Annotated in this window: 20 protein-coding genes, 1 rRNA gene, 1 pseudogene and 2 riboswitches; of the genes and pseudogenes, 8 read left to right on the top strand and 14 right to left on the bottom strand. The window is 37.6% G+C overall.

Annotated features, from left to right (window positions below; translation table 11 throughout):
* Nucleotides 1-189 (bottom strand): 16S ribosomal RNA (locus KSHG_RS14765); the annotation flags it as partial.
* Between the two features lie 407 nt (nt 190-596).
* Here KSHG_RS14765 and KSHG_RS14760 point away from each other — a divergent pair.
* Both KSHG_RS14760 and KSHG_RS17160 read left to right on the top strand, forming a co-directional pair.
* On the top strand, nt 597-1,592 hold the full coding sequence (locus KSHG_RS14760; RefSeq protein ID WP_010308833.1) for a hypothetical protein: 996 nt from the start codon (nt 597-599) through the stop codon (nt 1,590-1,592).
* Nucleotides 1,593-1,626: 34 nt separating this feature from the next.
* Nucleotides 1,627-2,210, top strand: a pseudogene (locus KSHG_RS17160) (DUF1273 domain-containing protein).
* Nucleotides 2,211-2,249: 39 nt separating this feature from the next.
* Here the strand turns inward: KSHG_RS17160 and KSHG_RS14750 are convergent.
* The 4 genes from KSHG_RS14750 to KSHG_RS14735 all read right to left on the bottom strand — a co-directional run bounded on the left by KSHG_RS14750 (nt 2,250) and on the right by KSHG_RS14735 (nt 7,331).
* Nucleotides 2,250-3,224 carry a bile acid:sodium symporter family protein gene (locus KSHG_RS14750; RefSeq protein WP_010308829.1) on the bottom strand — a complete coding sequence of 325 codons (975 nt, stop codon included), beginning with the start codon at nt 3,222-3,224 and terminating at the stop codon, nt 2,250-2,252.
* Nucleotides 3,225-3,421: 197 nt separating this feature from the next.
* Nucleotides 3,422-4,774, bottom strand: a complete 1,353-nt coding sequence (locus tag KSHG_RS14745) for a nucleobase:cation symporter-2 family protein (protein ID WP_010308826.1) — start codon at nt 4,772-4,774, stop codon at nt 3,422-3,424.
* A gap of 14 nt (nt 4,775-4,788) precedes the next feature.
* Nucleotides 4,789-5,358: a xanthine phosphoribosyltransferase gene (locus tag KSHG_RS14740; protein WP_010308822.1), complete on the bottom strand. Its 570-nt coding sequence runs from the start codon at nt 5,356-5,358 to the stop codon at nt 4,789-4,791.
* A gap of 123 nt (nt 5,359-5,481) precedes the next feature.
* Nucleotides 5,482-5,583, bottom strand: a riboswitch (purine riboswitch).
* Between the two features lie 299 nt (nt 5,584-5,882).
* Entirely contained in the window at nt 5,883-7,331 is a 1,449-nt protein-coding gene (locus KSHG_RS14735) for an amino acid permease (protein WP_010308818.1), read from the bottom strand.
* A gap of 116 nt (nt 7,332-7,447) precedes the next feature.
* A riboswitch (Lysine riboswitch) is annotated at nt 7,448-7,625 on the bottom strand.
* 193 nt (nt 7,626-7,818) lie between these two features.
* On the opposite strand from KSHG_RS14735, the gene KSHG_RS14730 reads away from it, so the two are divergent.
* The gene (locus KSHG_RS14730; RefSeq protein WP_010308815.1) at nt 7,819-9,018 is read left to right on the top strand and encodes a CynX/NimT family MFS transporter; all 1,200 of its coding nucleotides are present in this window, start codon (nt 7,819-7,821) and stop codon (nt 9,016-9,018) included.
* Nucleotides 9,019-9,077: 59 nt separating this feature from the next.
* Here the strand turns inward: KSHG_RS14730 and KSHG_RS14725 are convergent, their stop codons facing one another.
* Nucleotides 9,078-9,659: an alpha/beta hydrolase gene (locus tag KSHG_RS14725; RefSeq protein WP_010308812.1), complete on the bottom strand. Its 582-nt coding sequence runs from the start codon at nt 9,657-9,659 to the stop codon at nt 9,078-9,080.
* Between the two features lie 46 nt (nt 9,660-9,705).
* On the opposite strand from KSHG_RS14725, the gene KSHG_RS14720 reads away from it, so the two are divergent.
* Nucleotides 9,706-10,653, top strand: coding sequence for a VOC family protein (locus KSHG_RS14720; RefSeq protein WP_010308809.1), 948 nt, complete (start codon nt 9,706-9,708; stop codon nt 10,651-10,653).
* A 71-nt stretch (nt 10,654-10,724) separates the two neighbouring features.
* Here KSHG_RS14720 and KSHG_RS14715 read toward each other — a convergent pair whose 3' ends face one another.
* The 6 genes from KSHG_RS14715 to KSHG_RS14695 all read right to left on the bottom strand — a co-directional run bounded on the left by KSHG_RS14715 (nt 10,725) and on the right by KSHG_RS14695 (nt 18,221).
* Nucleotides 10,725-13,898 carry a hypothetical protein gene (locus KSHG_RS14715; RefSeq protein WP_010308806.1) on the bottom strand — a complete coding sequence of 1,058 codons (3,174 nt, stop codon included), beginning with the start codon at nt 13,896-13,898 and terminating at the stop codon, nt 10,725-10,727.
* Between the two features lie 11 nt (nt 13,899-13,909).
* Nucleotides 13,910-14,245, bottom strand: a complete 336-nt coding sequence (locus KSHG_RS19170) for a hypothetical protein (protein ID WP_315970542.1) — start codon at nt 14,243-14,245, stop codon at nt 13,910-13,912.
* Complete coding sequence (locus KSHG_RS17155; RefSeq protein ID WP_315970541.1) at nt 14,227-15,300, bottom strand: glycosyltransferase family 2 protein; 1,074 nt, start codon at nt 15,298-15,300, stop codon at nt 14,227-14,229. Before KSHG_RS17155 ends, KSHG_RS19170 begins: the two co-directional genes overlap by 19 nt.
* On the bottom strand, nt 15,284-16,330 hold the full coding sequence (locus tag KSHG_RS14705) for a hypothetical protein (RefSeq protein ID WP_010308804.1): 1,047 nt from the start codon (nt 16,328-16,330) through the stop codon (nt 15,284-15,286). The genes KSHG_RS17155 and KSHG_RS14705 overlap by 17 nt, the downstream gene beginning before the upstream one ends.
* The gene (locus tag KSHG_RS14700; protein WP_010308801.1) at nt 16,327-17,148 is read right to left on the bottom strand and encodes a response regulator transcription factor; all 822 of its coding nucleotides are present in this window, start codon (nt 17,146-17,148) and stop codon (nt 16,327-16,329) included. The genes KSHG_RS14705 and KSHG_RS14700 overlap by 4 nt, the downstream gene beginning before the upstream one ends.
* A gap of 107 nt (nt 17,149-17,255) precedes the next feature.
* Nucleotides 17,256-18,221 carry a nitric oxide synthase oxygenase gene (locus KSHG_RS14695; protein WP_010308797.1) on the bottom strand — a complete coding sequence of 322 codons (966 nt, stop codon included), beginning with the start codon at nt 18,219-18,221 and terminating at the stop codon, nt 17,256-17,258.
* Between the two features lie 495 nt (nt 18,222-18,716).
* On the opposite strand from KSHG_RS14695, the gene KSHG_RS14685 reads away from it, so the two are divergent.
* From KSHG_RS14685 to KSHG_RS14675, 3 genes are all read left to right on the top strand, one after another.
* The gene (locus tag KSHG_RS14685) at nt 18,717-20,204 is read left to right on the top strand and encodes a catalase (RefSeq protein ID WP_010308794.1); all 1,488 of its coding nucleotides are present in this window, start codon (nt 18,717-18,719) and stop codon (nt 20,202-20,204) included.
* Nucleotides 20,205-20,359: 155 nt separating this feature from the next.
* A complete protein-coding gene (locus KSHG_RS14680) occupies nt 20,360-20,806 on the top strand; it encodes a MarR family winged helix-turn-helix transcriptional regulator (protein WP_010308790.1) in 447 nt (148 codons plus the stop codon).
* 7 nt (nt 20,807-20,813) lie between these two features.
* Nucleotides 20,814-23,270, top strand: a complete 2,457-nt coding sequence (locus KSHG_RS14675) for an MMPL family transporter (protein ID WP_010308787.1) — start codon at nt 20,814-20,816, stop codon at nt 23,268-23,270.
* 103 nt (nt 23,271-23,373) lie between these two features.
* Here the strand turns inward: KSHG_RS14675 and KSHG_RS14670 are convergent, their stop codons facing one another.
* Complete coding sequence (locus tag KSHG_RS14670; RefSeq protein ID WP_010308784.1) at nt 23,374-24,306, bottom strand: AEC family transporter; 933 nt, start codon at nt 24,304-24,306, stop codon at nt 23,374-23,376.
* Between the two features lie 73 nt (nt 24,307-24,379).
* Nucleotides 24,380-24,829, bottom strand: coding sequence for a helix-turn-helix transcriptional regulator (locus KSHG_RS14665; RefSeq protein ID WP_010308781.1), 450 nt, complete (start codon nt 24,827-24,829; stop codon nt 24,380-24,382).
* Between the two features lie 509 nt (nt 24,830-25,338).
* Here KSHG_RS14665 and KSHG_RS14660 point away from each other — a divergent pair.
* Nucleotides 25,339-25,665 carry a heme oxygenase gene (locus KSHG_RS14660; protein WP_010308778.1) on the top strand — a complete coding sequence of 109 codons (327 nt, stop codon included), beginning with the start codon at nt 25,339-25,341 and terminating at the stop codon, nt 25,663-25,665.
* Nucleotides 25,666-25,738 lie beyond the last annotated feature (73 nt).

The raw sequence follows: 25,738 nt of genomic DNA, 5'->3' as shown, positions 1-25,738 counted from the left end.
TGAATTATTCGGTATTAGCTCCGGTTTCCCGAAGTTATCCCAATCTACAGGGCAGGTTGCCCACGTGTTACTCACCCGTCCGCCGCTAGGTTATTGAAAGTGCAAGCACTCCCAATAACCTCGCTCGACTTGCATGTATTAGGCACGCCGCCAGCGTTCGTCCTGAGCCAGGATCAAACTCTCCATAAAAAGTGTTTGAAAGCTCATTTGCTTTGCTAGCGTTATCTTACTTGATAACAAATTGTTTCGGTTACTTGAACCGAATTTATTGTGATACAATCTTGCTTGTTCAGTTTTCAAGGTTCATCATGCGTCGCTCTTGACGACTTAGTTATTATATCAATATCACTTTCGTTTGTCAACAACTTTTTAAAAAAGTTTTTTAAAGAAGTTTTTTGAGCAACTATTAGATATTAACATGAATCATTTAAGTTTGTCAAATGATTTTTAAGTCCTTGTTTATCAGGACAAGTAATATTATATGACATAAAAAATGATAATGCAATAGTTTTTTTAAACTTTTTATTATTTGTTTTTTCTTTTACTTCTTTTTATAATTTTCATTAAGAATACTGTGAATAAATGGAGTGAAGCTGATGTTTTTAACTACTCGAAACGATGCATTTCATATAGAACAATCGAATATATTATTATTCGAAAAGTATTATATAGAAGAAAGTGCGTGTACAATCGAATTGTATTTAGATGAAAAACGTGTGCAACTAAAAGGTTTCTATAATAGTTTGTATACCTTCATTGCACAATGTTCCGTAACGCATCATCCCGTTGCTACATTCTCTATCTTATATAATGAGCAAACGATTCCACTTTTCCGACTAAAAGAAATGCGCGGCAATAAACTCGCACTCCTTTTTGAAGAACAGACACTCTATACAATCGGTAAATCTTCTGCCGTTGTAAAAAATAAAGACGGGCAATACGATGAAGAATTTTCGAAAAAGTTGGAAGCTGTTCTCGTAACATATAAAATGAATAAACCGTCTCTACCTACAACAACCGATTTGTTTGCATTACTATCATCGAAAGAAAAAGCGATGTTATCTCCTTACGTTGTAACATGGAACATCGATTATATGCCGAAAGAAAAGGCTTTACGTTTTTTGACGACACTAGTTGATAGTTGTTCGTTATTAGAAAAGCATCTCCATTCGTTTGTTCGCATTCCTTTTCTTCAATTACACAATGGTTTAAAAGGTTCTAACGGTTATTTTGATCCTTCGAAAAAAACAATCGGCCTTTATTATAAATATGATCGGCCTTTATTAATGCAATCGGCACTCTTTCATGAATACGGTCATTTACTCGATTTTCTTTACTCCGAAAATGCGCATTATATAGAAGAAAGACGAAAATTATACGTACAATTACTACGTATGCCGACGTTAAAAAAAATTGCTGCAAGCAAACAGCTATCAACAGAATATATTAACTACTTACTTTGTATAGAAGAAGTCATCGCACGTCTTTTTGAGAGTTACATGCACGTACAAGTTTATAATGAAGTCAGCACGAAAGAATTTGCTTTCTCTATAGAAGAAAGTCAGTTATATACGTCGCTACTAAAAAACTAATCTATTAATTTTTTAAAGAAGAGAGGTAAATAAAATGTCGATTAAACGACTTGCCGTAACCGGATATAAAGCACATGAACTTGGTATATTTAACGACAAGCATCCCGGCTTACCATTTATTAAATTAGCGATTGAACGACAATTGCGCTCCTTTTTAGAAGATGGTCTCGAATGGGTACTCGTTAGTGGGCAACTCGGTGTGGAAACGTGGACAGTTGAAATCGTTTGGGAATTGCAAGAAGAATTTCCACAACTAAAATACAGTGTGATTACCCCTTTCCTCGAACAGCAACAAAATTGGAATGAACAAAAACAAGCTCATTACGATGAAATCATTCGACGTGCAAACTATACAACGTCTATTACGAATATTCCGTATGAAGGACCTTGGCAATTCGTAGAAAAAACAAATTTTTCGTACTCCATTCGGATGCCTATTTAATTTTATACGACGAAGATCAAGAAGGTTCTCCGAAATACGTAAAAGATCTCGTTAATTTATATAAAGACAAACATAATGACCAGTACGAATTATTTACGATTGATGCGTACGATTTACAAGTCATTGCGGAAGAAGAACAACAAAAAATTTGGGAACAACAAGCGTATGAAGAATAAAAAACGGTGAATCCACATAATGTGAATTCACCGTTTTTTTCATCGTTCTACTGCTGTTTCTTCTATAATAGAAGTTTGTTGTTCAAGCTTTTCCGCTTTTCTACCCCAATACGTCGCAAGCAATGGCCCTGAAATATTATGCCAAAAGCTGAAAATAGCACTCGGTACAGCTGCTAGCGGGCTGAAATGAAGCATCGCAAGCGTTGCACCTAATCCTGAATTTTGCATTCCTACTTCGATTGAAATCGCTTTTTGAGAAGCGTAATCGAGTTTGAACAATTTCGCAGCTAAAAAGCCGAGCAGTAAACCTAAACCATTGTGCAAAATGACGACCGCAAAAATAAGTAAGCCTGTCGCTAAAATTTGATCTCGGCTATTGCTCACGACTGAAGCAACAATTGCAATAATACCAACGACCGATACGATTGGCATCGTCGATTGAATTACTTCTTCTTGATTACGAATGACCATTTTCACGATAATTCCTAAAATAATAGGCACTAATACGATTTTCACAACCGATAAGAACATCGAAGAGGCTGATACTTCTACCCACTCACTTGCAAGTAAATAAATGAGTACAGGTGTCACAATCGGTGCAAGGAGCGTCGTAATAGACGTTACGGCAACTGAAAGTGCTGTGTTCCCTTTCGATAAAAAGGTCATCACATTAGAAGCCGTCCCCCCTGGGCAACATCCGACTAAAATAACTCCGACAGCAATTTCAGGCGCTAAATTTAAACCTTTCGCAAGTGCAAAAGCAAGTCCTGGCATAATAACGAATTGTCCAACAACACCTATTACAACTGCTTTCGGTTGTGAGAACACTAATTTAAAATCTTTCAATGATAATGTTAAACCCATACCGAACATAATAATACCGAGTAAAATAGGCACGTACGGCCCGATCCACGTAAACCAAACAGGTTGCCAAATTGCTAATACAGCTGCAACGACTACCCAAATCGCAAAAGTATCTCCACAAAACTTACTAAACTTCTGTAATGCGCTCATCATTTTCTCCCCTTTTTCTATCATTTGCACATTATAAATAAATATTTCTTAATTTTCAAACTATTTTGTAAGTTAAGAAGGAACGACGGTATTTATGAGCAGAATTACGCTTTCCGTTAGAAATAACGTACTTCTTTCCACAAAAAAAGAAGCCATGAACACATCATGACTTCTTTTTCTACCTTTGAGATGAGGGATTACGCTTTTTCCTCTGAAAATTTCGTTGATTGTTTACGTGGATTTAATTCGTCCATTTCCGCTTGTGCTTCTGGAGATAGCGCTTCTTTTTTCCACGGAATCATATTGAATACAATATTTAAAATAATAGCAGTTAAGCTACCTGCTACAATACCGTTACTCGTAATCAATTGCAGCACATTCGGTAACACTTTGAAAATGCTCGGTAATACCGTTACACCTAAACCCATACCTAATGAGCAAGCAACGATCATCGCATTCCCTTCATTTTTACCGATAGCAACGGCTAACATTTTAACACCTTGTGACATAACTGTCCCGAACATTACAATCATTGCACCGCCAAGAACAGGTGTCGGAATAATTGTCGCCAGTGCAGCGATTTTCGGTAAGAAGCCTAGTGCTACAAGCATAACGCCTGTTACGACGATAACAGCACGATTTTTCACACCTGTCATTTGCATAAGACCGACATTTTGAGAAAATGCTGTGTATGGGAATGAATTGAAGATCCCGCCAATAATAGATGCTAAACCTTCTGAACGATACCCACGTGCTAATGATTTTGAATCGATTGGTGTTTTTGTCATATTACTAAGTGCAAAGTAAGAACCTGTAGATTCTACTAACGATACGATAGCAACAAGTGTCATCGTTAAGATTGGTACGAGATTAAATTCTGGTGTTGCGAAGTAGAATGGCGTCACCATATGTACCCATGAAGCATCTAGTACATTTGTAAAGTCCACTTTGCCCATAAATGAAGCAATGACTGTTCCAACGACTAGGCCAATTAAAATGGCAATTGAACGTACAAAACCTGTAGAGAAGCGATAAATCAACACGATTAAAATCATCGTCGTAAACGCTAAAATCACATTTTCAGCTGATGCATAATCTGCTGAATCACTATTACCACCAGCAGCATTATTAAAAGCTACTGGAATCAATGTCAAACCGATAATCGTTACGACCGAGCCCGTTACGATTGGCGGGAAAAATTTTACTAACTTTCCGAAGAAACTTGAAATCAGTACAATGATTAAACCAGATGCGATAACTGCACCGTAAATTGAGCCTAAGCCAAATTCTTTCCCGATGCCGATAATCGGTGTAACGGCTGTGAATGTACAGCCTAAAACGAGTGGTAATCCAATTCCGAATACTTTCCCACGCATTACTTGAAGTAATGTCGCGACACCACACATCAGAATATCGATTGAAATTAAATACGTCATTTGCGTAGCGTTAAAGCCTAATGCACCACCGATAATCATCGGTACTAAAATCGCGCCCGCATACATTGCAAGTAAATGTTGAATCCCTAATGTACCAAGTTTTGCCTTATTCATTTTTTAGTTGCCTCCTAAGCAAATGTAACTGTGCCATTTTCTAATGAAGAAACGATTGCTAGTGAATCTACTCGATAACCTTTGTCGCGAAGAATTTTACCACCTGGTTGGAAACCTTTTTCAATAACGATTCCAATACCAGCTACTTTAGCGCCAGCTTGATCGGCAACTTCTAGTAAACCTTTCGCTGCTTCGCCGTTCGCTAAGAAATCATCGATTACTAATAGCGTATCTTCTTTATTTAAAAAGTCTTTAGAAACTGAAATTGTATTCGTTACTTTTTTCGTGAATGAATAAACATCCGCTGTATAAATATTATCTTGTAATGTCACGGATTTGCGTTTACGACCAAATACGACGGGTACGCCTAAAATCAAACCAGCCATAACTGCTGGAGCAATACCTGATGCTTCTAATGTTAAAATTTTTGTAACACCTGCATCTTTGTATAAGTCTGCAAATTCTTGCCCCATTGCTTGCATTAATTTCGGATCAATTTGATGATTTAAAAATGAATCTACTTTTAATACGTCTCCTGATAGTACTTTACCTTGTTTTACAATTGCTTCTTCTAATGCTTTCACGATGGAAGGCTCCTCTCAAATGTCCATTTTTCAATAAAAAAACTCGCAGCTCATGCCATTCGTATCTACGAGTGGGGCATGAACTACGAGTATCTAGTCAAATTTTAAAAATTGAATAAACGTTAATAGTCAGTTGCCTCTCATAGTCGGTCCGTTTACGGTGGATCGGTAGAAACTCGTGGGCCATATTCCCACTATTATATGAGTAAGTCAGTTTTTGAAAATGAAATAATGTAAAAAGTATAGCACTCTGCCTAGTAAAATCAATACACGTTTAATATTTTTATTTATTCTGAATGTTCTGAAATAAAAACAATTTCTTAACGTTTATATAAAAAAAGCTTTTTTTAAGCCATTTTACGAACAATTAACTGTTTTTTATACATATTATCAAGAATTCAAAAAGGAAAAGTCGCTCTATTTACGTCATAATTCCTTTTAATATTCGCGTTTACTTTTTCGTTTTTTCATACAAAAAAGGTTCAAAATCTTAAATGGACTTTGAACCTTTTTTCAACTTACGATTAATGACGATCTGTTTCTAAGTCAACTTCTTGTAAGTTTAATACTTTTGTTTTGTGTTTCACTTTGTAACCGATCCATAAAACTAAGAAGATTGGCACGCTAATGTACGATACGAACATCCCAACCCAATCGATATCGCCACCGATAAATTCATTTACTTGTCCGACTAAAATAATTGTACATAAAATAAACGCAAAAATCGGACCGAATGGATACCAGCCTGAGCGGTACGGTAAATCATTTAAGTCTTTCCCTTGTGCGATGTACGCTCTGCGGAAACGATAATGACTAGCTGCCATACCAATCCAAGCGATAAATCCACACATACCAGATGAAGATAACAACCAAATGTACACGTCTCCAGCTCCGAAGAAAGAAGTTAAAAAAGCTAAACAAGCAACGACTACTGTGATTACTAATGCAGCTACTGGCACGCCTTTACGATTTAATTTCAAGAAAATTTTCGGTGCTAAACCGTCTTTCGCAAGTTGCCATAACGTACGTGATGATGCGTATAAACCTGAGTTCCCTGCTGAAAGAATTGCCGTTAATACGACAGCATTCATTAATGTTGCCGCGAAACTAATACCCGCATTTTCAAACACTAATGTGAAAGGGCTAACTGCGACGTTGTCATCGGCATTTTTCAAGCGTGGGTCTGTGTAAGGTAATAGTAAGCCGATCGCGAATAACGCGAAAATGTAAAATAGTAAAATACGCCAGAAAATCGATTTAACAGCTTTCGGAATCGCTTTTTGTGGATCTTTCGCTTCCCCTGCCGTTGCACCGAGTAATTCAGTACCTTGGAATGAGAATCCCGCTGCTAGGAAAATACCTAACATCGCAAAAAATCCTCCGTGGAATGGACCGTCGCCTTCGAAGAAATTTGTAAAGCCGACTGGTGCATTCCCACCGATAATACCGAAAATCATTAAAAATGATGTAATTAAGAAAATGATAATCGTTGCTACTTTAATAAAAGCAAACCAATATTCACTTTCACCGAACGTATTTACTGATAAATAGTTCAATAAGAAAATAATAATTAAAAATGCTGCGCTCCAAATATATGAAGGTGTATCTGGGAACCAATATTTCATGACAAGTGCCACGGCCGCTACTTCAGCAGCAATGGTTACAGCCCAGTTATACCAATAGTTCCAACCTAATGCGAATCCAAGTGATGGATCGATAAATTTCGTTGCGTACGTACTCATAGATGATACCGGCATATACGCCGACATTTCACCGAGCCCCGTCATTAAGAAGTACACCATTACACCGATTAATGCGTATGCAAGAAGTGCGCCCCCAGGACCTGCTTCGGCGATCGAGTTCCCACTTGCTAGTAGCAACCCTGTCCCAATCGTACCACCTAAAGAGATCATCGTAATGTGACGTGATTTTAAACCGCGGCTCAAACCGACCTCTTCTGTTTTGTTACTCATGCTGTTTTCCTCTTTTCCTATTGCTGATCAAGGTCTACTGGTAAAACTAAAAAAGACCATCCTAGAGCTATTAACACGCTAAGATGACCTATATACATAATAGTCTCACCAAACTAGATTAAGATAGCTCAACACGCAAAAGCGTGACAGTTCTGCACCTATTAAGCGACAGCCCCAGCAATTGAAATAAAAAGCTTTCAATGTACTTCGGCAAACGTTCCTTTTTTCTTTTGTCATTAATGCTTTTTCATCTCGGAAAGAGTACTCATAACGTTCGCGACCTCTACCTCACCTTTTTCTCGGATGAGGCATTGCAATATTCATTTATTATGTCATTTATTTTAAACTATCTGACTTTTTAATTCAAGACTTAATTCCATTTTTTCTAAAGTGCAATTCAAGTAATGAATAATTTGACATATAACCCTATTATTTCTTTATGTTATACTTCATAAAAAATGAAACATTTGGTAGAGGAGCGATTTTTATGCAGCAAACACAACCGTCTTCGTCGAAGTGGACGAGGGCAACGTGGCTTTTCGTTTTAGGCATCGTCTGTATTTCATTCACGATGCGGTCACCGATTACATCGGTCGGACCAATCATCGATATTTTAAAAGAACAGTTACACATATCGAATGTCGTCGCAGGCTTTATTACGACAATTCCGCTTCTTGCCTTTGCTATCGTTTCTCCTATCGTGCCGAAAATCGCTCGAAAATATGGGATTGAACGCGCTTTATTTTTATCGCTGTTTATTTTAGCCGCCGGTGTCATTTTACGTTCAACAGGGAGCTATATTGCACTCTATAGCGGAACAGTTTTACTCGGTATCGGTATTGCCTTTAGTAACGTACTTATGCCAAGTATTTTAAAACTCCGCTTCCCTTTGCAAATCGGCTTATTAACAGGAATTTTCACCGTTGCGATGAACGTAACTGCAAGCATTGCGGCAGGTGTCAGCTATCCTCTTGCTACGTCCGCACTCGGTTGGCAAGGAGCACTTGGCATTTGGCTCATCTTTATCGTCATCGCAATCGCTGTTTGGTTCCCTCAAACGCGTACGGTTTCTCATCAACAAGCACAAAAAACGGGACAACCCCCAGCTAAAAAGATTTGGCAATATCCTCTTACTTGGGCATTAACATTTGCAATGGGCTTACAATCATTTTTATTTTATACGACGGCATCGTGGATTCCTTCTATGCTTGTCGAACAAGGAATGAGTGCAAGTGCTGCCGGCATCATGTTTTCAATTATGCAGCTTTCTCAAATTCCGATGACTTTTTTAATTCCTATTTTAGCTGGACGTAAGAAAGACCAACGTTCACTCGTCGTCTTTTTCACAATACTATATATGATTGGCTTCGGTGGTCTTTTTTTACAATGGACAAACGCAACAGTCATTTGGATGATTGCGCTAGGTCTCGCTGGGGGTGCATCATTCGGCTTATGTATGATGTTCTTCTCTGTTCGTGCCCGCAATGCGTACGAAGCCGCAGAACTGTCTGGATTCGGTCAATCAATCGGTTACTTGCTCGCTGCAACAGGTCCTGTTCTGTATGGATTCGTACACGACCAAGCTGGGAGTTTTCATAAAGCAAACATCGTTTACATAATCGTTGCGCTACTCGTCTTCATTTTCTCTTACTTAAGTGCAAAAGACCGCTACGTAACGAATGATTAAAAAAATAAAAGCGTACAGCATCAGAATATGCTGTACGCTTTTTCAATAGAATGACTATTTTATGAACGTTTAAACGTTTGTTGTAAATACTCAATTTCTTGTTCTGAAATGGCATGTGTTCCGTCTAACAGTTTCAATGTCGTACGTGGGAATACATTTTCAAGTTGCTTCGCTAATTTCACCGTATCACCCGGAACAGATAACCCATCGAGCGCTCCAGTTGTAATATACACTTCTACTGGTGCCGTTTGTTCGAACGTATAGTTTAAATTCGACGGATGCAGTAAAATAACACGATCTGCAATAGCAGGTTGTTTTTCTAGCAAGCCTAAAATGAAGTTTGCTCCATTTGAATAGCCCATAAATGTAATAGACGTAGCATCACTTGGCTTCACCGTTTCCCAATTTGCTAAAAATGCATCAACGCGACTTTCAAAATCGACGCGATCTAACTGTCCTTGTTTAAGTGGCTCAAAGAAACGTCTGCTTTCGCCTTCTCCTACATCACCTAAAAATGATTGCATCGACGCTTGCGGTGCAAAATCTCCTGCGATTTGTAGCAATGTATACTCATTACCACCTGTCCCGTGAAAAAGGATAATCCATTCTTTCGTCGTACCGGTTATGTTAAAATAGTCCATAATCAATTCGCTCCTCTTCAAACAATTTATAAAGGATGTGTTTTTAATGGCTAGCCCATTCATACACCATATTTCTGTCATCAATCGTGATAGCAGACAATCATTTGAATTTTATCATAGTATACTTGGTCTTGATTTTCTATTAAAAACGGTGAATCAAGATGACTTAGAAATGTACCACTTATTTTTCGGTGATACGACAGGACGTCCAGGAACGGAATATAGCGTTTTTGAAATGAAAAATGGTCCTCAAAAAAAATACGGTACAAACTCATTAGACCGTACTGTCTTCGCTGTACCTTCTGAAGATTCATTAACGTATTGGGAACAACGTCTACAACAATTTGACGTCTTCCACTGTGGCATCGAAAACTATAACGATACGAAAATTTTACGCTTCGAAGACCAAGACGGCGTTCAACTAGGATTTACACCGATTAAACGCCAAGAAGGTGACGTTTATTACCCGAATACGAAAAGCGATGTACCAGAAGAACACGCAATTCTCGGAATTGATTCAATTCATTGTTTCGTACGTTATCGTGAAGCTTCTGTTCGTTCATTCCAACAACTATTCGATGTGAAAATCATCAACGAATTTGAAGATAATGGACATAATGTAACAGTCTTGACGCAAGAAGGTGCTTTATTCCAACAACAAGTACATTTACACGAAGATCGTACGAGAGAGTTGGAAGTAATGGGTGTTGGTGCGATTCAACACGTCGCTTTAAATGCGAAAAGCTACAGCGAGCTACTCGAAATCGAAGAAAAAATCATCAATAAAAACATGCGTTACTCAGGCATTAAAGATCGCGAGTTTTTCCAATCCCTTTATTACCGTGAGCCAAACACATTATTAATCGAAGTAGCGACAGAACAAATTCAATTCGGTAAAAAACCGATTACTGAAACGACATTCGATAACATTCCGCTTTACTTACCTGACTTTTTAGAAGAGAAGCGCTCATTTATTGAAAGCAAACTTTTTTAAAGAGAGTTAGATAAAAATGTTAAGTAAATAAAAATAGCCTTCATGCGTTCAAACGCACGAAGGCTATTTTTTTATTCTTTTTCAATAAAAGCTTTTTTATTTTGTTTAAACACATTTTGTACAATCGCATAGGATTGTTTCAATCGATACGTCGATTCGGGTTGTTCCCAGTTTGCCCACGTATACGAAGTAAGTGCCGGTACTTTTCCATTCTTCATAGCTGGAAGCGTTTCGATTACTTTATTATGTTCATCCATGAAAGCGACACCGACTTGAATCCCTTTCACTTTCTCTCGAGCCATATAATCTTTTTTACTAATATCACCGACGACTTCTTTTAAACTTGGGTCAGCAAAGCTTAGTAAGAGCCATGGAATACGCAGTTCAATGAAATGCTCGTCTTCATTAATATTGAAATCAACGAGTGAGTTGTAATTTTCATCGTTCGGATTCGCATTTCCTTCTAAAAGCTTCCCTGTTTCATAACCAACGAATGGAATCGTTTGCTTCGTCGTCGGGATTTTTAACTGATTACTCAATACGTAATTAATTTTCGTGAAATTTCCGGTGTTTGCCGTTCCGTCGTAATGAATATTTTTCGCATCGTATTTTTCATAATATAACGCGTAAATATCATACTGTGTATCGACGAGAACACGGCTATTTTTTGCTGATTTCAGCGGTGCAATAAATTCTAACCCATTCGCCGTCTTCAACCCGTACCCATTCACTTTCGTATTTCCTTGCCCTTGTTTCGTATCGATTAATAGCATCGGATACCCTTTCGCTTGATCGGACAATTGAATTTTGTAATAAACGTATCGTTCATCGTTTTGCATCATAAGTGATTGTACTGCTCCGTTTGACGTGTAAAGTGATTGAACACCTTCCCAATCATCATCACGTCCATCTACTTTCACTTTTAAGCGGTCAAAGCTAAGTAAACCAAATTGCTGCTCACTCGTTTGAGCATTCGACCAATACGGACGGCGATCTGGATTGTCTAAGTCCATCGTATTCCACGTACGTTTAAACCATTCATCTTGCCATGTAAAAATAAGTCCACCCATTAAATCTTCATGTAAAATATCTTCGAATAAATGAGCGAGCGTTTCTCCTTGCGCTTTTTCTGACATATGCCCTTGGTTCCAACCGTATACGTTGTTATGCGTCTTTCCTCGAGAAGATGGAATGCCGAACTCGGCGATGAGGACAGGCATTTTATGTGCCGCATGCAACTCTTTTAAATAACCAGCATAATTATTTTTCTCACCACGGTAATCTACATAATCCGCATATTGATAATTTAATGACTCCGGATAATATGGATACACGTGATAACTCGCAAATTGTTCGGTTTTCTTTAAATCCTTTTTCACATGAATGAAATTCGGATTAACCGATACGAGGTCTTCTTTCGGATCTGGTTCTTCTGGGTGATTTAGTAGATCTGTCGTCACCCAGTTCGTAAAGCTAATTGGACGAATCCAGTTGTACGTTTGTTTTTCATACGTTGCGATGTAATCGATTTGTGCCGCAATCCAATGTTCAAACGGCGAAGCACCTTTTGAGTAAACGTATTGCCCATTATAATCACCGACATCTTTATTTTTCTTATTCGTCGAAGCGACCATTTCAGGGTCCCACTCTATACCGACAATCCAACCAATGACATATTTTGAAATGTCGGCTGTATAAGCTCCTGTCGCATGTCCTTTATGATAAGAAAGCATTTCATTACCGTGAATAATATTGACGATATGCTTCATTTCTATTTGCGCATCATTCGTCACTTGTTGATCGTGCGCATTGCCCGTTTTAACGAGGCGCTCTTCTTCTACCCACGTACCATGCAATAAATAAAGCTTGCTGTCATGCGATTCATTGTAGCGTTTCAGCGCATTGTAAAAACCAGGTGGCTGTACCGTATAAACACGAATCGTATTAGAGCCTAATTTTCCGATGTCGATTAACCATTTATAATATTCATTTTCCGTAATCGCAGCTTGTCCTGGGAAAGTTCCGGGTTTCCCCATCCCTAAATTGACACCTTGAATCTTCATAGATTTCCACTCGTTATCGACGAGCACTTCCATGTCTTGGTCGTGAATACGTGCTGTATATTGAACCGTTTCAGGCTTTTTCTTAATCGCTACTTTTTTACTTTTTTGTTCATTCGTTTCCGATAAAATTTGACGCATCATCGGTACGTAAGCATCCCAATAAAATCCGGTTTCTTTACTGTAATGACTCACCCATTTATTAATCGTTTCGACCCCTAAATATTGATCGTATTTAGGTACTTTCGGCGTCACATTGAACTGTCCTGCAAAATAGTACGCCGTTGCTTGCCCCATCGTCGTCTTCGTAACTGCGACGAATTTTTTCGGTACGCTATGTTTTTTTAATAGTGCTTCCCCTTTTTTCGTTAGCGACCAATCAAAATTTGCGATGATTGATCGTTCAGATTCACCTTCTACGATGTCAAACCAGCCGTTAAATGCAACGGAAGATTGTTGTCCAAATTGCTTTTGACCTACTTCTGTAAATTGAATACGAAGTGTATCCGATACGTCTTCCCCATCTTCCAAAACGAAGTACGTTTCTTTCTCTTCATTAACTAATAAATAGCCTGAGCCTTCATAAGACCAATCTTTTTTCGCTTCTTTTGACTGACGTAGCCACTTCGGCATATCTTCATCATCGAGTGACAAGTTGCTAAAATGACGACCAATCCACCCCGTCGTTTGTACACTTAGCACACTACTCATATGTTCGTGTACTTCTTCCGTCGTCGGAGCCGCAAGTGTATTAAACTCCGTCACTAACGTAACCGGCTTCTCGCTTTTTAGACGTTTAAAAATCGGGTCCCACTCATCCATCGATAAACCACCATCAATTAACTCTGGATTTTCTGTCCCTTCATTGTTATAAACGCCGTAACTATCTGCTAAATAAATCAAATTCGTATCGTCATAATTTTTCGGTAAACGTTGCTTTGCTGGCGAACTTTCTGGATGATATCCGTAATAGTCCGTTAAAGAATAAGCACGCCCATCCTTCTTTACAACTTTTTCTGCATGAAGTAACCAGTTAAGTCCGAGATGCTCTGTATAGTCAGTCGAAGGAACCGTTTTATTTACGATGACGACGTTTAGTTGTTTATCTTTTTTTAATTGCCATCCGCCAAGCATGATGACCAAAATGACGATAACAACGCTTAAAATAATCCATACTTTTTTCATTTACGTTCACCTTACAGTCCTTTCCGTACCATATCGCCCCAGCTACTTTTACCTCGTGCGTAATTCCATAAGCCAACTAAGCGGAACCAAAGAGTACACGGTTTGTACCAAAAAATTTCTGTAATAGCTAAGACAAACAGACGCCAAATATTTTTCCACGTCATGTACCGTTTCATTAACCAAGACTCCATAATGACAGACAAAATGGAGAATAGCGCACCATTAATAACAAACAATAAAAGCAACAATATAGCGAATTCTAAATATACGCCGCCTGTGAAAAATGCATACACTAAATAAATGTAGCCACCGAATTCAATAATCGGACCTAAACATTCGATGAACAAAAATAAGGGAATGTTAAAAATGCATTTTTTCCGTATCGTGGATTAAATAACATTTCTTTGTTGCGCCATAAACTTTCCATTAATCCTTGATGCCAGCGACTACGTTGTCGTTTTAATTGTTGAAACGTCTCTGGTACCTCTGTCCAACAAACGGGAAACGGTAAAAATTTTATTTTCTTTTTCTTATCTTTTCTGCGAATTAAGCGATGGAGTCGAACGACGAGTTCCATATCTTCACCGATCGTGTCACGTAAATAACCGCCTGCTTCGACGACATCTTTTTTAGAAAAAATACTAAATGCACCTGAAATAATGAAAATCATATTGAAGCGGCTAAACGTAATACGCCCCATTAAGAACGCACGGAAATATTCAATGACTTGCATTAACACGAGCGGACGAGCGGATAAATTAAATTTCATGAGCGAACCCATTTGAATGTCTGAACCGTTCGCTACTTTCACGTTCCCTCCGGCCGCAATGACGTTCGGATCTTGTACGATGGCTTCCATGACTTGTAGCAATGAATTTTCACCTAAAACACAGTCGCCATCAATCGAACAAAAATACGGGTATTTTGATAAATTAATACCGCAGTTTAAAGAGTCCGCTTTTCCACCATTTTCTTTATCAATTAATAAAATACGTGGGTCCATTTTTGATTGGTAAATTCCGCGAATATCTTTAGATGGTAATGAACGTTGTACGACTTTCTTTATTTTCTTCATTTGAAATTGCTCAATTGCTACGTCGAGCGTGTCATCTTTTGAACCGTCGTTAATAATAATAATTTCATATTGTGGAAAGTTACTACTTAATAAAGACTGTACCGTGTTAATAATATTAACGCTCTCATTGTAAGCAGGGACTAAAATCGAAAGTGGATACATGTAGTCGACGTCTTGTAGTTCTTCATCAATCGCTTCTCTTGCCACATCTCGATTACGATACAATTCGACGAGTGCAAAAATGAGCATAATCAAATAGACACCAATAACGATACACATATAAATTAAAATGATTCCTTGAAAAAAAGAATTAAACCATTGTGCCATCGATGATTCCCCCATTTCTAAACGCTTCAATCGCTTCAATCGCATACGTATCTTGCATATCTTCTAGCATGTGCTCGAATATACGCTCACTATTCGCATACGTTGAAACTGTCTGTACCGCTGCTTGTCGCACGATGAAATCTTGGTCTTGAATTAATGTTAATAAATAAAAATACGTATCCTGAATGTCGTAATACGTCATTAAATTTGTAAAAACATAGCGCTTATACGGTTGTTCTGCATAAAAATAATGCTCAAATTGTTGGAGCGGTAAATTCGTGCCTGTAATCATTAACATATGCAATGCCGCTTGTTGTACGTTTTCGTTCGGATGCTCAAGTAATTGATGTACCGCTACTTGCCCATACATGAGCTGACGCTTGTACATCACTTGCAATGCTGCAAGCAACCAAATTTCATCTTCATGCTCCGAATTAACGATGTCATAAATCGTATCATCTTCTAGTTGATTTGCAATTGTGAAACATTCTTTCTCCGTCAACTGTTCTCGATATTGCTCGAAAAAAGAATATATTTTTTCTTCTTCTAACTGAGCAATAATTTTTAAGCTTTCTAACCTTTCTTTCGTAGATAAACGTCCTTTTCGTAAACGTCGCTCAACGAGAGGCAGCGCGTCAACAATCTGAAAATCTAAAATATAATACAGTGCATTTATTCGTTCGACACTGTTTTTACTTTTCAACATCTTTTTGTAAAACGCACCGTAATAACGATTCATATACGTATAAATACGCTTTAATATCGCAGCGTCTTTCACATACATAATGTAGCTTTCTAAAATTTGTACAATCGCTTGTCGTTCAAGTGTAGACGTTCCTACATGCTTCGAAACAATTTGTCCTTCAATAAAATAGTCATAGCAGCGTTGTCGATTTTCACGTACTAAGCGCTCTTTCTTTTTTTCTTTGTGCTGGTAGCGAGACGCATCAATCGAAATCCAAATTGTTAGCAATACTAAAATAATGAAAGAAACGAGCACCGCATAAGATAATGTTGATATGGTAATCATCGCAGCCCCCTCATAATTTGTTGTTTAATTTGTGCAATGAGTACTGCTAAATGAAACGGCCTTACGACATAGACATCGACACCAATTGCGTACGCCGCAATTTGATCTTCTGGTGCAGGCAAACTCGAAATTAAAAAGATTTTAAACTTACGTTGATTCGGCATTTCACGTAAATCCGAAACGATTTGAATACCATTTTTACGCGGTAGCTTCGCATTAACGATGACGATATGTGCCTGTTCAGACTGATACCAATCCGAACTTAAAAAAAGTTCACCATCTTCAAATGAACGCACTTCTAACGCTACATTCGGTAAATCAATATGGCTAATCGCTTGCGTCAACATTTGGCGCGTTACGGCATTCGCTTCAATCACACTCACCTTTTGCTTCAACAACGCCGATTGTAAAAAACGATGACTTTCTACAATTGAAAATGGTATTTCCTCCCGCTTGAATTGTGCAGTAATCTCTTCTTGCAAGACACTAAACTGCTCTACATTTTGACGAAGTTCACAAATAACTGCGTTCCACGTCACTTGCTCTTCCGCTTCTTTGAGTCGTTTTAAATAGTACTGTGCTTCTTTCGCTGTCGAATCGTACAATAAAACACCAATCGTATCAAAAGACAATTCGAAGTATAAATTACTTGAACGTGCTGTCTGTAAAATCATCGTTTTTAATTGGGCATAGGATGTATTACTCGTTGCTCGTATACCAACAATCGTCATTTTCGTACGTTGTCGAATCGTTTGTTCCTGTAAAAATCGATAAATTTTCATAAATTCTTCGATATGCAGTAGTTCATTGACTGTCATGTAACGCCCTCCTTTTTTAATAAAAGTACTCTTGAAATTATTATAATACGCTGATAATCCATTTAAAATGAATAGAAATGGTTTTTTTGTATAAAAATAAAAAGCCATCACGGCAATGATGGCAAAAGGAGTATGGGTGCTGGCTGATATGCGTAATTTGGACTCTTTTTTTCATTATTAAATGGGCGATAATAAACAGATGTCGTCGCAGGGGACATCGGTGGTACGAGCCACATCCAATTTCCCGTAATTTTTCGTCCTGCTTGTTGTTCTTTTTTCTCAAACAGTTCAAATTGTTCTACGGCTGTATGATGGTCGACAATCGATACGCCCGCTTTTTTATAAGAATATAGTACAGCTTGATTCAACGTTACGAGCGCTGCATCTTGCCAAAGAGACGATTTGCGTTTCACATTCAGACCCATTTTTTCTGCGATGATTGGTAAGCAATTGTAGCGATGCTCATCTGCTAAATTACGTGCACCAATTTCCGTTCCCATATACCATCCATTAAAAGGAGCAGCTTTAAAAAGCGTATCCCCAATTTCCATAGACATGTCTGAAATCATCGGAACAGCATACCATTTCAATTGAAGTTCTTCAAACCAATCGTAATCAGGATGACTGAGCGATACTTCTAAAATAGAAGATTTCGGGAGATCAAACATTTTCGGGCGTCGCTCACCAATTTGAATAACGAGTGGTAATACGTCAAATTGCCCATACGAAGGTGTCCAGCCTAATGCGATGCATTGTTTCGTAAACTCAATAGACGTCGAATCACCTATCACTTCCCCTTCCACTTCATATCCTGCATAGCGAATCAATTGATGATTCCAAATACGGACAGCATCCGAGAAAATCGTAATCGTCGGTTTTATTTTCCCACCATTTGTCGCAAAATCGATATGTTCTAACAATGCTTGAAACACATCACGCTCATCCGTTATATTTCTACGGTCGATGCCATGTAAGCTATCCCAAAAAAGACGGCCGATACATTTATTGCTATTACGCCACGCTAACTTCGCACCGAAAATCACTTCGTCGGTCGTCCATTTATTCGTCGTCAAATTCTTTTCTTTTTTAGTTCGATTAATCTCGTCGTTACATATTCTTGTTGTAGTCCTTTTTCAAAGGCATAAGTCTTCAAAAACTCCTCGACTTTTGACACCTTTCGCCACTCCCTTTTACATCTTTCTTTCATCATGACGTGTTTTATTTTGAATAACAACTCCGCCTACTCGAAATAAAAAAATGTATTTTACATGTATGTAATAAAAAAGACACATCTTGTTCGATTATTTTTTAACCATTATCATTTACACTGCGAAAATGATGTTTATTATCAAATAAAAGAAGAATAGCTATCGTTTATATTTATCTAAAAAGGGTATATATGAATGTTGATGCCTTTTAAACGTTATTTTCATAAAAAAGATTGAAATTTTCTCTACATTTTTATAATTTCTTAATAAGAATTATTATTATTTACTTTTCATTCTAATTTAATTCTGCTATATTTAATAAAGAAGCAACACATTATTTTTTACGGGAGGCAATTCATTATGACGAACAATAACAACGAAAAGTTAACGACGATCACTGGTGCTCCAGTCGTATCACATGATAATACACAAACAGCTGGCCGTCGTGGACCAGTTTTATTACAAGACGTATTCTTAATTGAAAAATTAGCAAACTTTAACCGTGAAGTAATTCCAGAACGTCGTATGCATGCAAAAGGTTCAGGTGCATTCGGTACATTTACTGTTACAAATGATATTACAAAATATACAAAAGCAAAAATCTTCTCTGAAGTAGGTAAACAAACAGAGATGTTCGCACGTTTCTCTACAGTAGCAGGTGAACGTGGGGCTGCTGATGCTGAACGTGATATCCGCGGTTTCGCATTAAAATTCTACACTGAAGAAGGTAACTGGGATATGGTTGGTAACAACACACCTGTATTCTTCTTCCGTGACCCATTACACTTCCCAGACTTAAACCACGTTGTAAAACGTGACCCTAAAACGAATATGCATAATGCAAATTCTAACTGGGATTTCTGGACAATGTTACCTGAAGCATTACACCAAGTAACAATTGTTATGTCTGACCGTGGTATTCCAAACGGTTACCGCCATATGCACGGATTCGGTTCTCACACATATTCATTCATCAACGCTGAAAATGAACGTGTCTATGTGAAATTCCACTTCCGTACACAACAAGGTATCGAAAACCTTACGAACGAAGAAGCTAGCGCAATTATCGCTTCTGACCGTGAATCTTCACAACGTGACTTATTCGATTCAATCGAAAAAGGTGACTTCCCTAAATGGAAAATGTTCATCCAAGTTATGACGGAAGAACAAGCGCGTAACCATAAAGATAACCCATTCGATTTAACAAAAGTTTGGTACAAATCTGAGTACCCATTAATCGAAGTTGGTGAGTTCGAATTAAACCGTAACCCTGAAAACTACTTCGCCGATGTTGAACAAGCTGCATTCGCACCGTCAAATGTCGTACCAGGTATTTCATTCTCACCTGACCGTATGTTACAAGCTCGTTTATTCGCCTACCAAGATGCTGCGCGTTACCGTTTAGGTGTTAACCATCACCAAATTCCAGTAAACGCACCGAAATGTCCATTCATGGTATACCACCGCGATGGTCAAGGTCGTGCAGATGGTAACCGTGGTTCTGCCATTAGTTACTATCCAAACAGCTACGGCGCATTACACGGTCAACCAGAATACAAAGACCCTGCATTACAACTTGATGGACCTGCTGACATCTACGACTTCCGTGAAGATGATAGCAACTACTTCGAACAACCAGGTAAATTATTCAACTTAATGAATGACGACCAAAAACAACAATTATTCAACAACACTGCTGCAGAAATGAACGGCGTAGAAGACTTCATTAAAGAACGCCATATTATCCACTGCCATAAAGCAGATCCAGCTTATGGTGCAGGTGTTGCCAAAGCTTTAGGTATCGATATTAACTCAATCGATTTAAACAAAGAAATTAAATACTTCTAGTAAAAACGTAATATTGCATCCGAAGAAGTGTCGACAACTTCTTTCTTTTAGCACTAGCGAAAGCTAGTGCTATTTTTTTGACAAAAATAAGTTCATCGGTATAAACTACTTGTTAATAATTAGTTCACACCTATAAACTATAAAGGAGATGTCTCATGGATAAAATTTCTCAAGCCGTCGACTTATTCATTCAAGTTATGATTTCAAGTACCGACCTCGTCATGAAAGAACTCGGCAATCAACATTTTTCAAATTTATCGAGAGAACAATATGATTTACTCATTTTGCTGTACTTAAAAGGTGATAGCTTTCCAGGTGACTTGGCCACCTTCCAAGGTGTACAAAAAAGTGCCATTTCAAATCGTGTAAATAAATTAACACAATCAGGGTATGTTACTTATATGCCGTCCCCTCTTCAAGATAAACGATTTAAACTCGTTCATCTTACAGAAGAAGGCAAGCAATTAATTGAATCGACGAGAGAAGCACAAACACAAGTATTCAAAAAGTTATTCCCTGAGTTTGTTGAAGACAACAAAGTGGATACATTCATTGAATTACTTACGATGATTCAAAATCGCGTACAACAGAAAGGAAGATGATATTCGAATGAAACCATTTAAAAACTGGCGAACGGCTGCCCTACTTTTTTGGGTCGTAGCGATTATTGTCGCCGTCATTGCTTTACCTAACTTAACAAAATTAGGGCAAGAAAAAGGGCAAATCACATTACCATCCAATTTTGAAAGCGAAAAAGCCGCAACAATTTTAAATGATATGAATAACGATGGTAAAAGCACGTATGAATTTGCGATTGTTTTCCACGATAAAGATGGCATTTCATCTACTGATCAAAAGGAAATGGATCGCGTATTAACATACTTCGAAAACCATAAAGAAAAATATGCTATTACGGATACATTTTTTTATAATGATAGTAAACAAGCTGAAAAACAACTCGTAAGTGAGGATGGCACGACGATTATCAATCAACTGACGATTGAAAAAGATTTGAAAAGTGCGACAGACGTAGCAAACGAACTAAATAAAGAACTCGATACGATTTCACTAAAATCTTATATTACTGGATCAGATGTCGTCATGGATGACTTCTCTCAAACGTCTCAAGAAGGCGTACAAAAAACAGAAATCATCGCAGTTATTTTAATTATCGTCATTTTAATTGCGATTTTCCGCTCCCCTGTCATCCCGTTCGTTTCATTACTTTCTGTAGGAGTGGCGTACATCGTATCCCTCAGCATCATTACGAAACTTGTTGAACAATTTAACTTCCCATTTTCAAACTTCACACAAGTTTTCTTAGTCGTCATCCTTTTTGGTATCGGAACCGACTACAACATTTTACTCTTCACACGATTCCGAGAAGAACTCGCACATAAAAATAACGTTCTTCTCGCAATGAAAGAAACGTATCGCACAGCAGGACGTACGATTCTTTACAGTGGGATTGCGGTCCTCTTCGGAATGGTCGCTTTATTCTTCGCTGAATTCGCCTTCTACCGTGCAACGGGTGGTGTTGCGATTGGTGTCGGTGTGTTACTCATCGTCCTTTTCACATTAAATCCATTCTTCATGGGACTTCTTGGCATGAAACTATTTTGGCCGATTAAAACAGCCAAATCACATAGCGACAACAAAATTTGGGGCTTCTTAGCGAAACATTCATTCATGAAACCTATTTTAGGCTTAATCATCGTCGCAATTATCGCGATTCCGTCTATTTTAATGTATAGCGGTAAATTAAATTTCAATGACTTAACAGAAATTAACGATAAATATGAATCTAAACAAGCGATCAATCTAATTTCTGAAAAATTCCCAGCTGGTATGAGTTCTCCTACTACGCTCGTAATTGAAAGTGAAAATAAGCTAACCGATTCTGAAACACTACAAGACATTGACCGCTTAACAGCTCGTTTAAATGAAATTAAAGGCGTCGATCAAGTTTTCAGTGTGACACGACCTGAAGCGAAAAAAGTAGATGCACTTTATTTAGATAACCAAATGGATACGTTAACTTCCAACGTTCAAGAAATGGAAAAAGGAACGAAGGACATTCGAACAGGGTTAGAAAGTGCCAAAGCACAATCGGCTCAAAGTACAGCACAAGCTGCTAGCCAATTACCTCCTGCTGTTGCAGCTCAAATGGCACAGCAAGCAGAAGCTCAAGGTAAAGGTGTCGATCGAGCAACAGCTGGTTTGAAAAAAATCGAAAATGGTCTAAGTGAAACGGCTGATTATACGTCTACACTTCAAAAAGACCAAGCGAACACGTTAAACATTCCAGAAAGTGTCCTAACGGGGAAAGAATTTAAACAAAGTTTAGACAAATATATGGACGATACAGAAAAACGTACGACGATGACGATTATTTTAAAAGAAAATCCTTATACGGCTGAAGCGATGGACGTTATGCGCGACGTACAAAAAACGACGCATGCTTTCATCGACGGTTCTAGCACTTTGCATGAAACAGATGCTTATTTAGGTGGTAAAACGATGGCTAACTTGGATTTAGAAGAAATGTCTTCGAACGACTTCCAACGTAGCATCATTATTATTTTAATCGGCATTTCGATTATGCTACTATTCATTACACGCTCACTCGCTCAAACGATGATTATTTTAGTTTCATTAATCGTTGCAAGCTTTGCGAGTCTTGGCATTACGGAATGGATTACGACAACTTTCTTACACGCAGATGCACTTAGTTGGAATGTTCCATTCTTCACGTATATTATGCTTATCACACTCGGGGTCGATTATTCTATCTTCCTTATGATGCGCTTTAAAGAACTTGACGATGATGGCTTATCAATGATCGTAGAAGCGTGCAAAAAAATGGGTGGTGTCATTTTATCTGCTGCCGTCATTTTAGGCTGTACGTTCGCAGCGCTTATGCCTTCAGGAATTAACACATTAATTCAAGTCGCAATTGCTGTCATTATCGGTTTAGTATTACTCGCACTCCTTCTTATGCCGGTCTTCATTCCGAGCGTATTCGGTATTGCGAATATGGCGAATAAGAAAAAAGACAATAAATAATAATTTAAAAAAAGAGTACGTCCTATTTAAATGGGCGTACTCTTTTTCTTATTTATTTTTGAAAAAAGAAAAAAGCCACATTCAATTTGAACGTAACTTTCGGCTAAATCGGAAACATCATTTTTGCGAAATAAATAACGACCGTTACCGTAATACAGCTGACAATCGTCGTCATCAATACAGTTTGAGCAGCTAAATCTGGCTCCACATCATATTCTAGTGCGAGCGAAGAGCTGTTTCGCGATGTAGGGAACGAACTCGCAATCAATAAAGATTGTGCAATGACGCCATCAAAATGAAAAAGTAAAATTAAACAATATGCAACAGCTGGCCCAACGATTAATCGACTGAAACAACTTAAGTACAGCATTTTATTTAATAACGTTTTCAACTTAATTTTAGAAAGTTGCGCACCAAGTGTAATAATCGCAATAGCAATAAATGCATCTGCTAAATGGCTTAACGGAATGTACATAAAATTAGGCAGTGGAATATTCCAGACGTTCATAATAATCCCGATAATTAAACCGTGAACAATCGGCAATTTAAAAATATCTCGTACAATCGCAAAGCCTGATTTCGACGTCGCAATCAAATTGTAGAGACCGTACGTGTACGTAATTAAATTTTGGAAAACGACCATCATAATTTGCACGGACGTACCTAACGGATTCGTCGCAAATAACATTTGACTCACTGGCAAACCGTAATTCCCTGAATTAATTAGCACAATACTATTTTTAAAAACAGCCGCTTTTGCGCCTTTCAAGCGGAGTACTTTGCTTAAAATCATACTAATGAGCATCAATGTGAAGCTGAATACAAAAAAGTAAATGACGATTTTACCGAGAATAACTGGATCTATTTTCGTTTCAAAAATGTTTAAAAACACAGCGACTGGCATTAAGCAGTACGTTACTAAACTAGATAATGCTTTTAAATTAAATTGAAATTTTCTTTGTAGCAGTCCACCGATAATTAATAGCACGAGAATCGGTGCAACAACTTGAAAAAAGATCATACTTAAATAGTGCATTATTTCACCTCATTTTAGTTGTTACTAAACAAGTATGCACTACTTTATAAAAAAGAAAAAGTCACGTTCTTCGTTACGAGCAAATCTTCTTAAAATGGCGACGTGCTAACACTTCATCGAAACTGCAAAAAATACAATAATCTTGTTTGTTCACAATGCGATAATACTCACTTAAAATGTTCTTTTCTAGGCGATAACGCACATCTTTATCTACAATTTCCCACCAAACATTCGCATTTTTTTCAATTTGAATCGTCTGTTCAAGAGACGGATGCACCGTTAATTCTAAAATTTCTATTGGGTCCCCACCCATCATATTTTGCAATACGTGACTTTTTCGAAATAGTGTACAAATTGCTACGGCGACACTCCAATTACAAGCAATACGTTCCTTTTCAATTTGAACGAGCGTTTTTTTTGAAACGCCAATATACAATGCCATTTGATCTTGTGTGTAGCCATATTCCGTCCGAATTAACTTTAATTTATTCGATACTTTTTCAATAATCATTTTTTGATTCATCCATTTACACCCCTTATTTCATCTATTCTTCTGCGCACATTAGCTCTTTTTAGAATCTATTTCATCGTTTTTATACATATTATACCATTTATAACAGTATATCCTTTACTACGATTCGTGACATATTAATGAAATTTTTAATTATTTATTTATTTTTTGGCTCAATCATTTTAATTTATCTTTTAATTATTTATTTTACATTGATGGAAAAGGTTGGCTGTTCTATAATAATGGCAGATGAGAGTACTAGGAATTAGTCCCCCTGTATTCTTTTCTATGCTCCTATTCAATATGAGCTGTGCCGTTCTACTTGTGAAGAGTATGAATTGTTCCCCAAATGATTTAGACTTATATTTCACAGCACATTAATCATGTAGAACTCTCCTTAATAAATACGTATAAAACACCATTTTCTTCCAATTGAAATGGTGTTTTATATTGCATAAATATGGATTATGAGATAGAATTTCATTGAAAATAAGTATTCAAAATTAAAGGAGTGCATGTAAATGTTTATCGTAACGAACCGTATTCAAGTGAAAAAAGGTTTTGCGGAACGTATGGCACCAGCTTTCACTGCAAACAGTGATTTAAAAAATTTCGAAGGTTTTATTAAAACAGAAGTAGCCATCGCTCGTGATTTTGAAGAATATGACGAAATGAGCGTTAATATGTTCTGGGAAACTTTAGAAGGTTTCAAAGTTTGGCGTGAAAGCGATGCCTTTAAAGCTGCGCACAAACGTCCAGAAGCAAAAGAAGGCGAAGCACCAAAAGAATCACCTTTGCTTGGTAGCAAAATCGTGATTGCCGAAGTCGTTTCTTCAACTGAAGCTTAATTAACTAAAACATAATTTATCCACTTTTCAACAATTGAAAAGTGGATTTTTTCACATAAAAAAGCTCGTCTCA

The organism is Kurthia senegalensis (genome assembly GCF_000285595.1).
Classification (GTDB): Bacteria; Bacillota; Bacilli; order Bacillales_A; family Planococcaceae; genus Kurthia; species Kurthia senegalensis.
The sequence above is the reverse complement of the archived record's forward strand: the minus strand, read 5'-3'. Positions and strand labels throughout refer to the sequence as shown.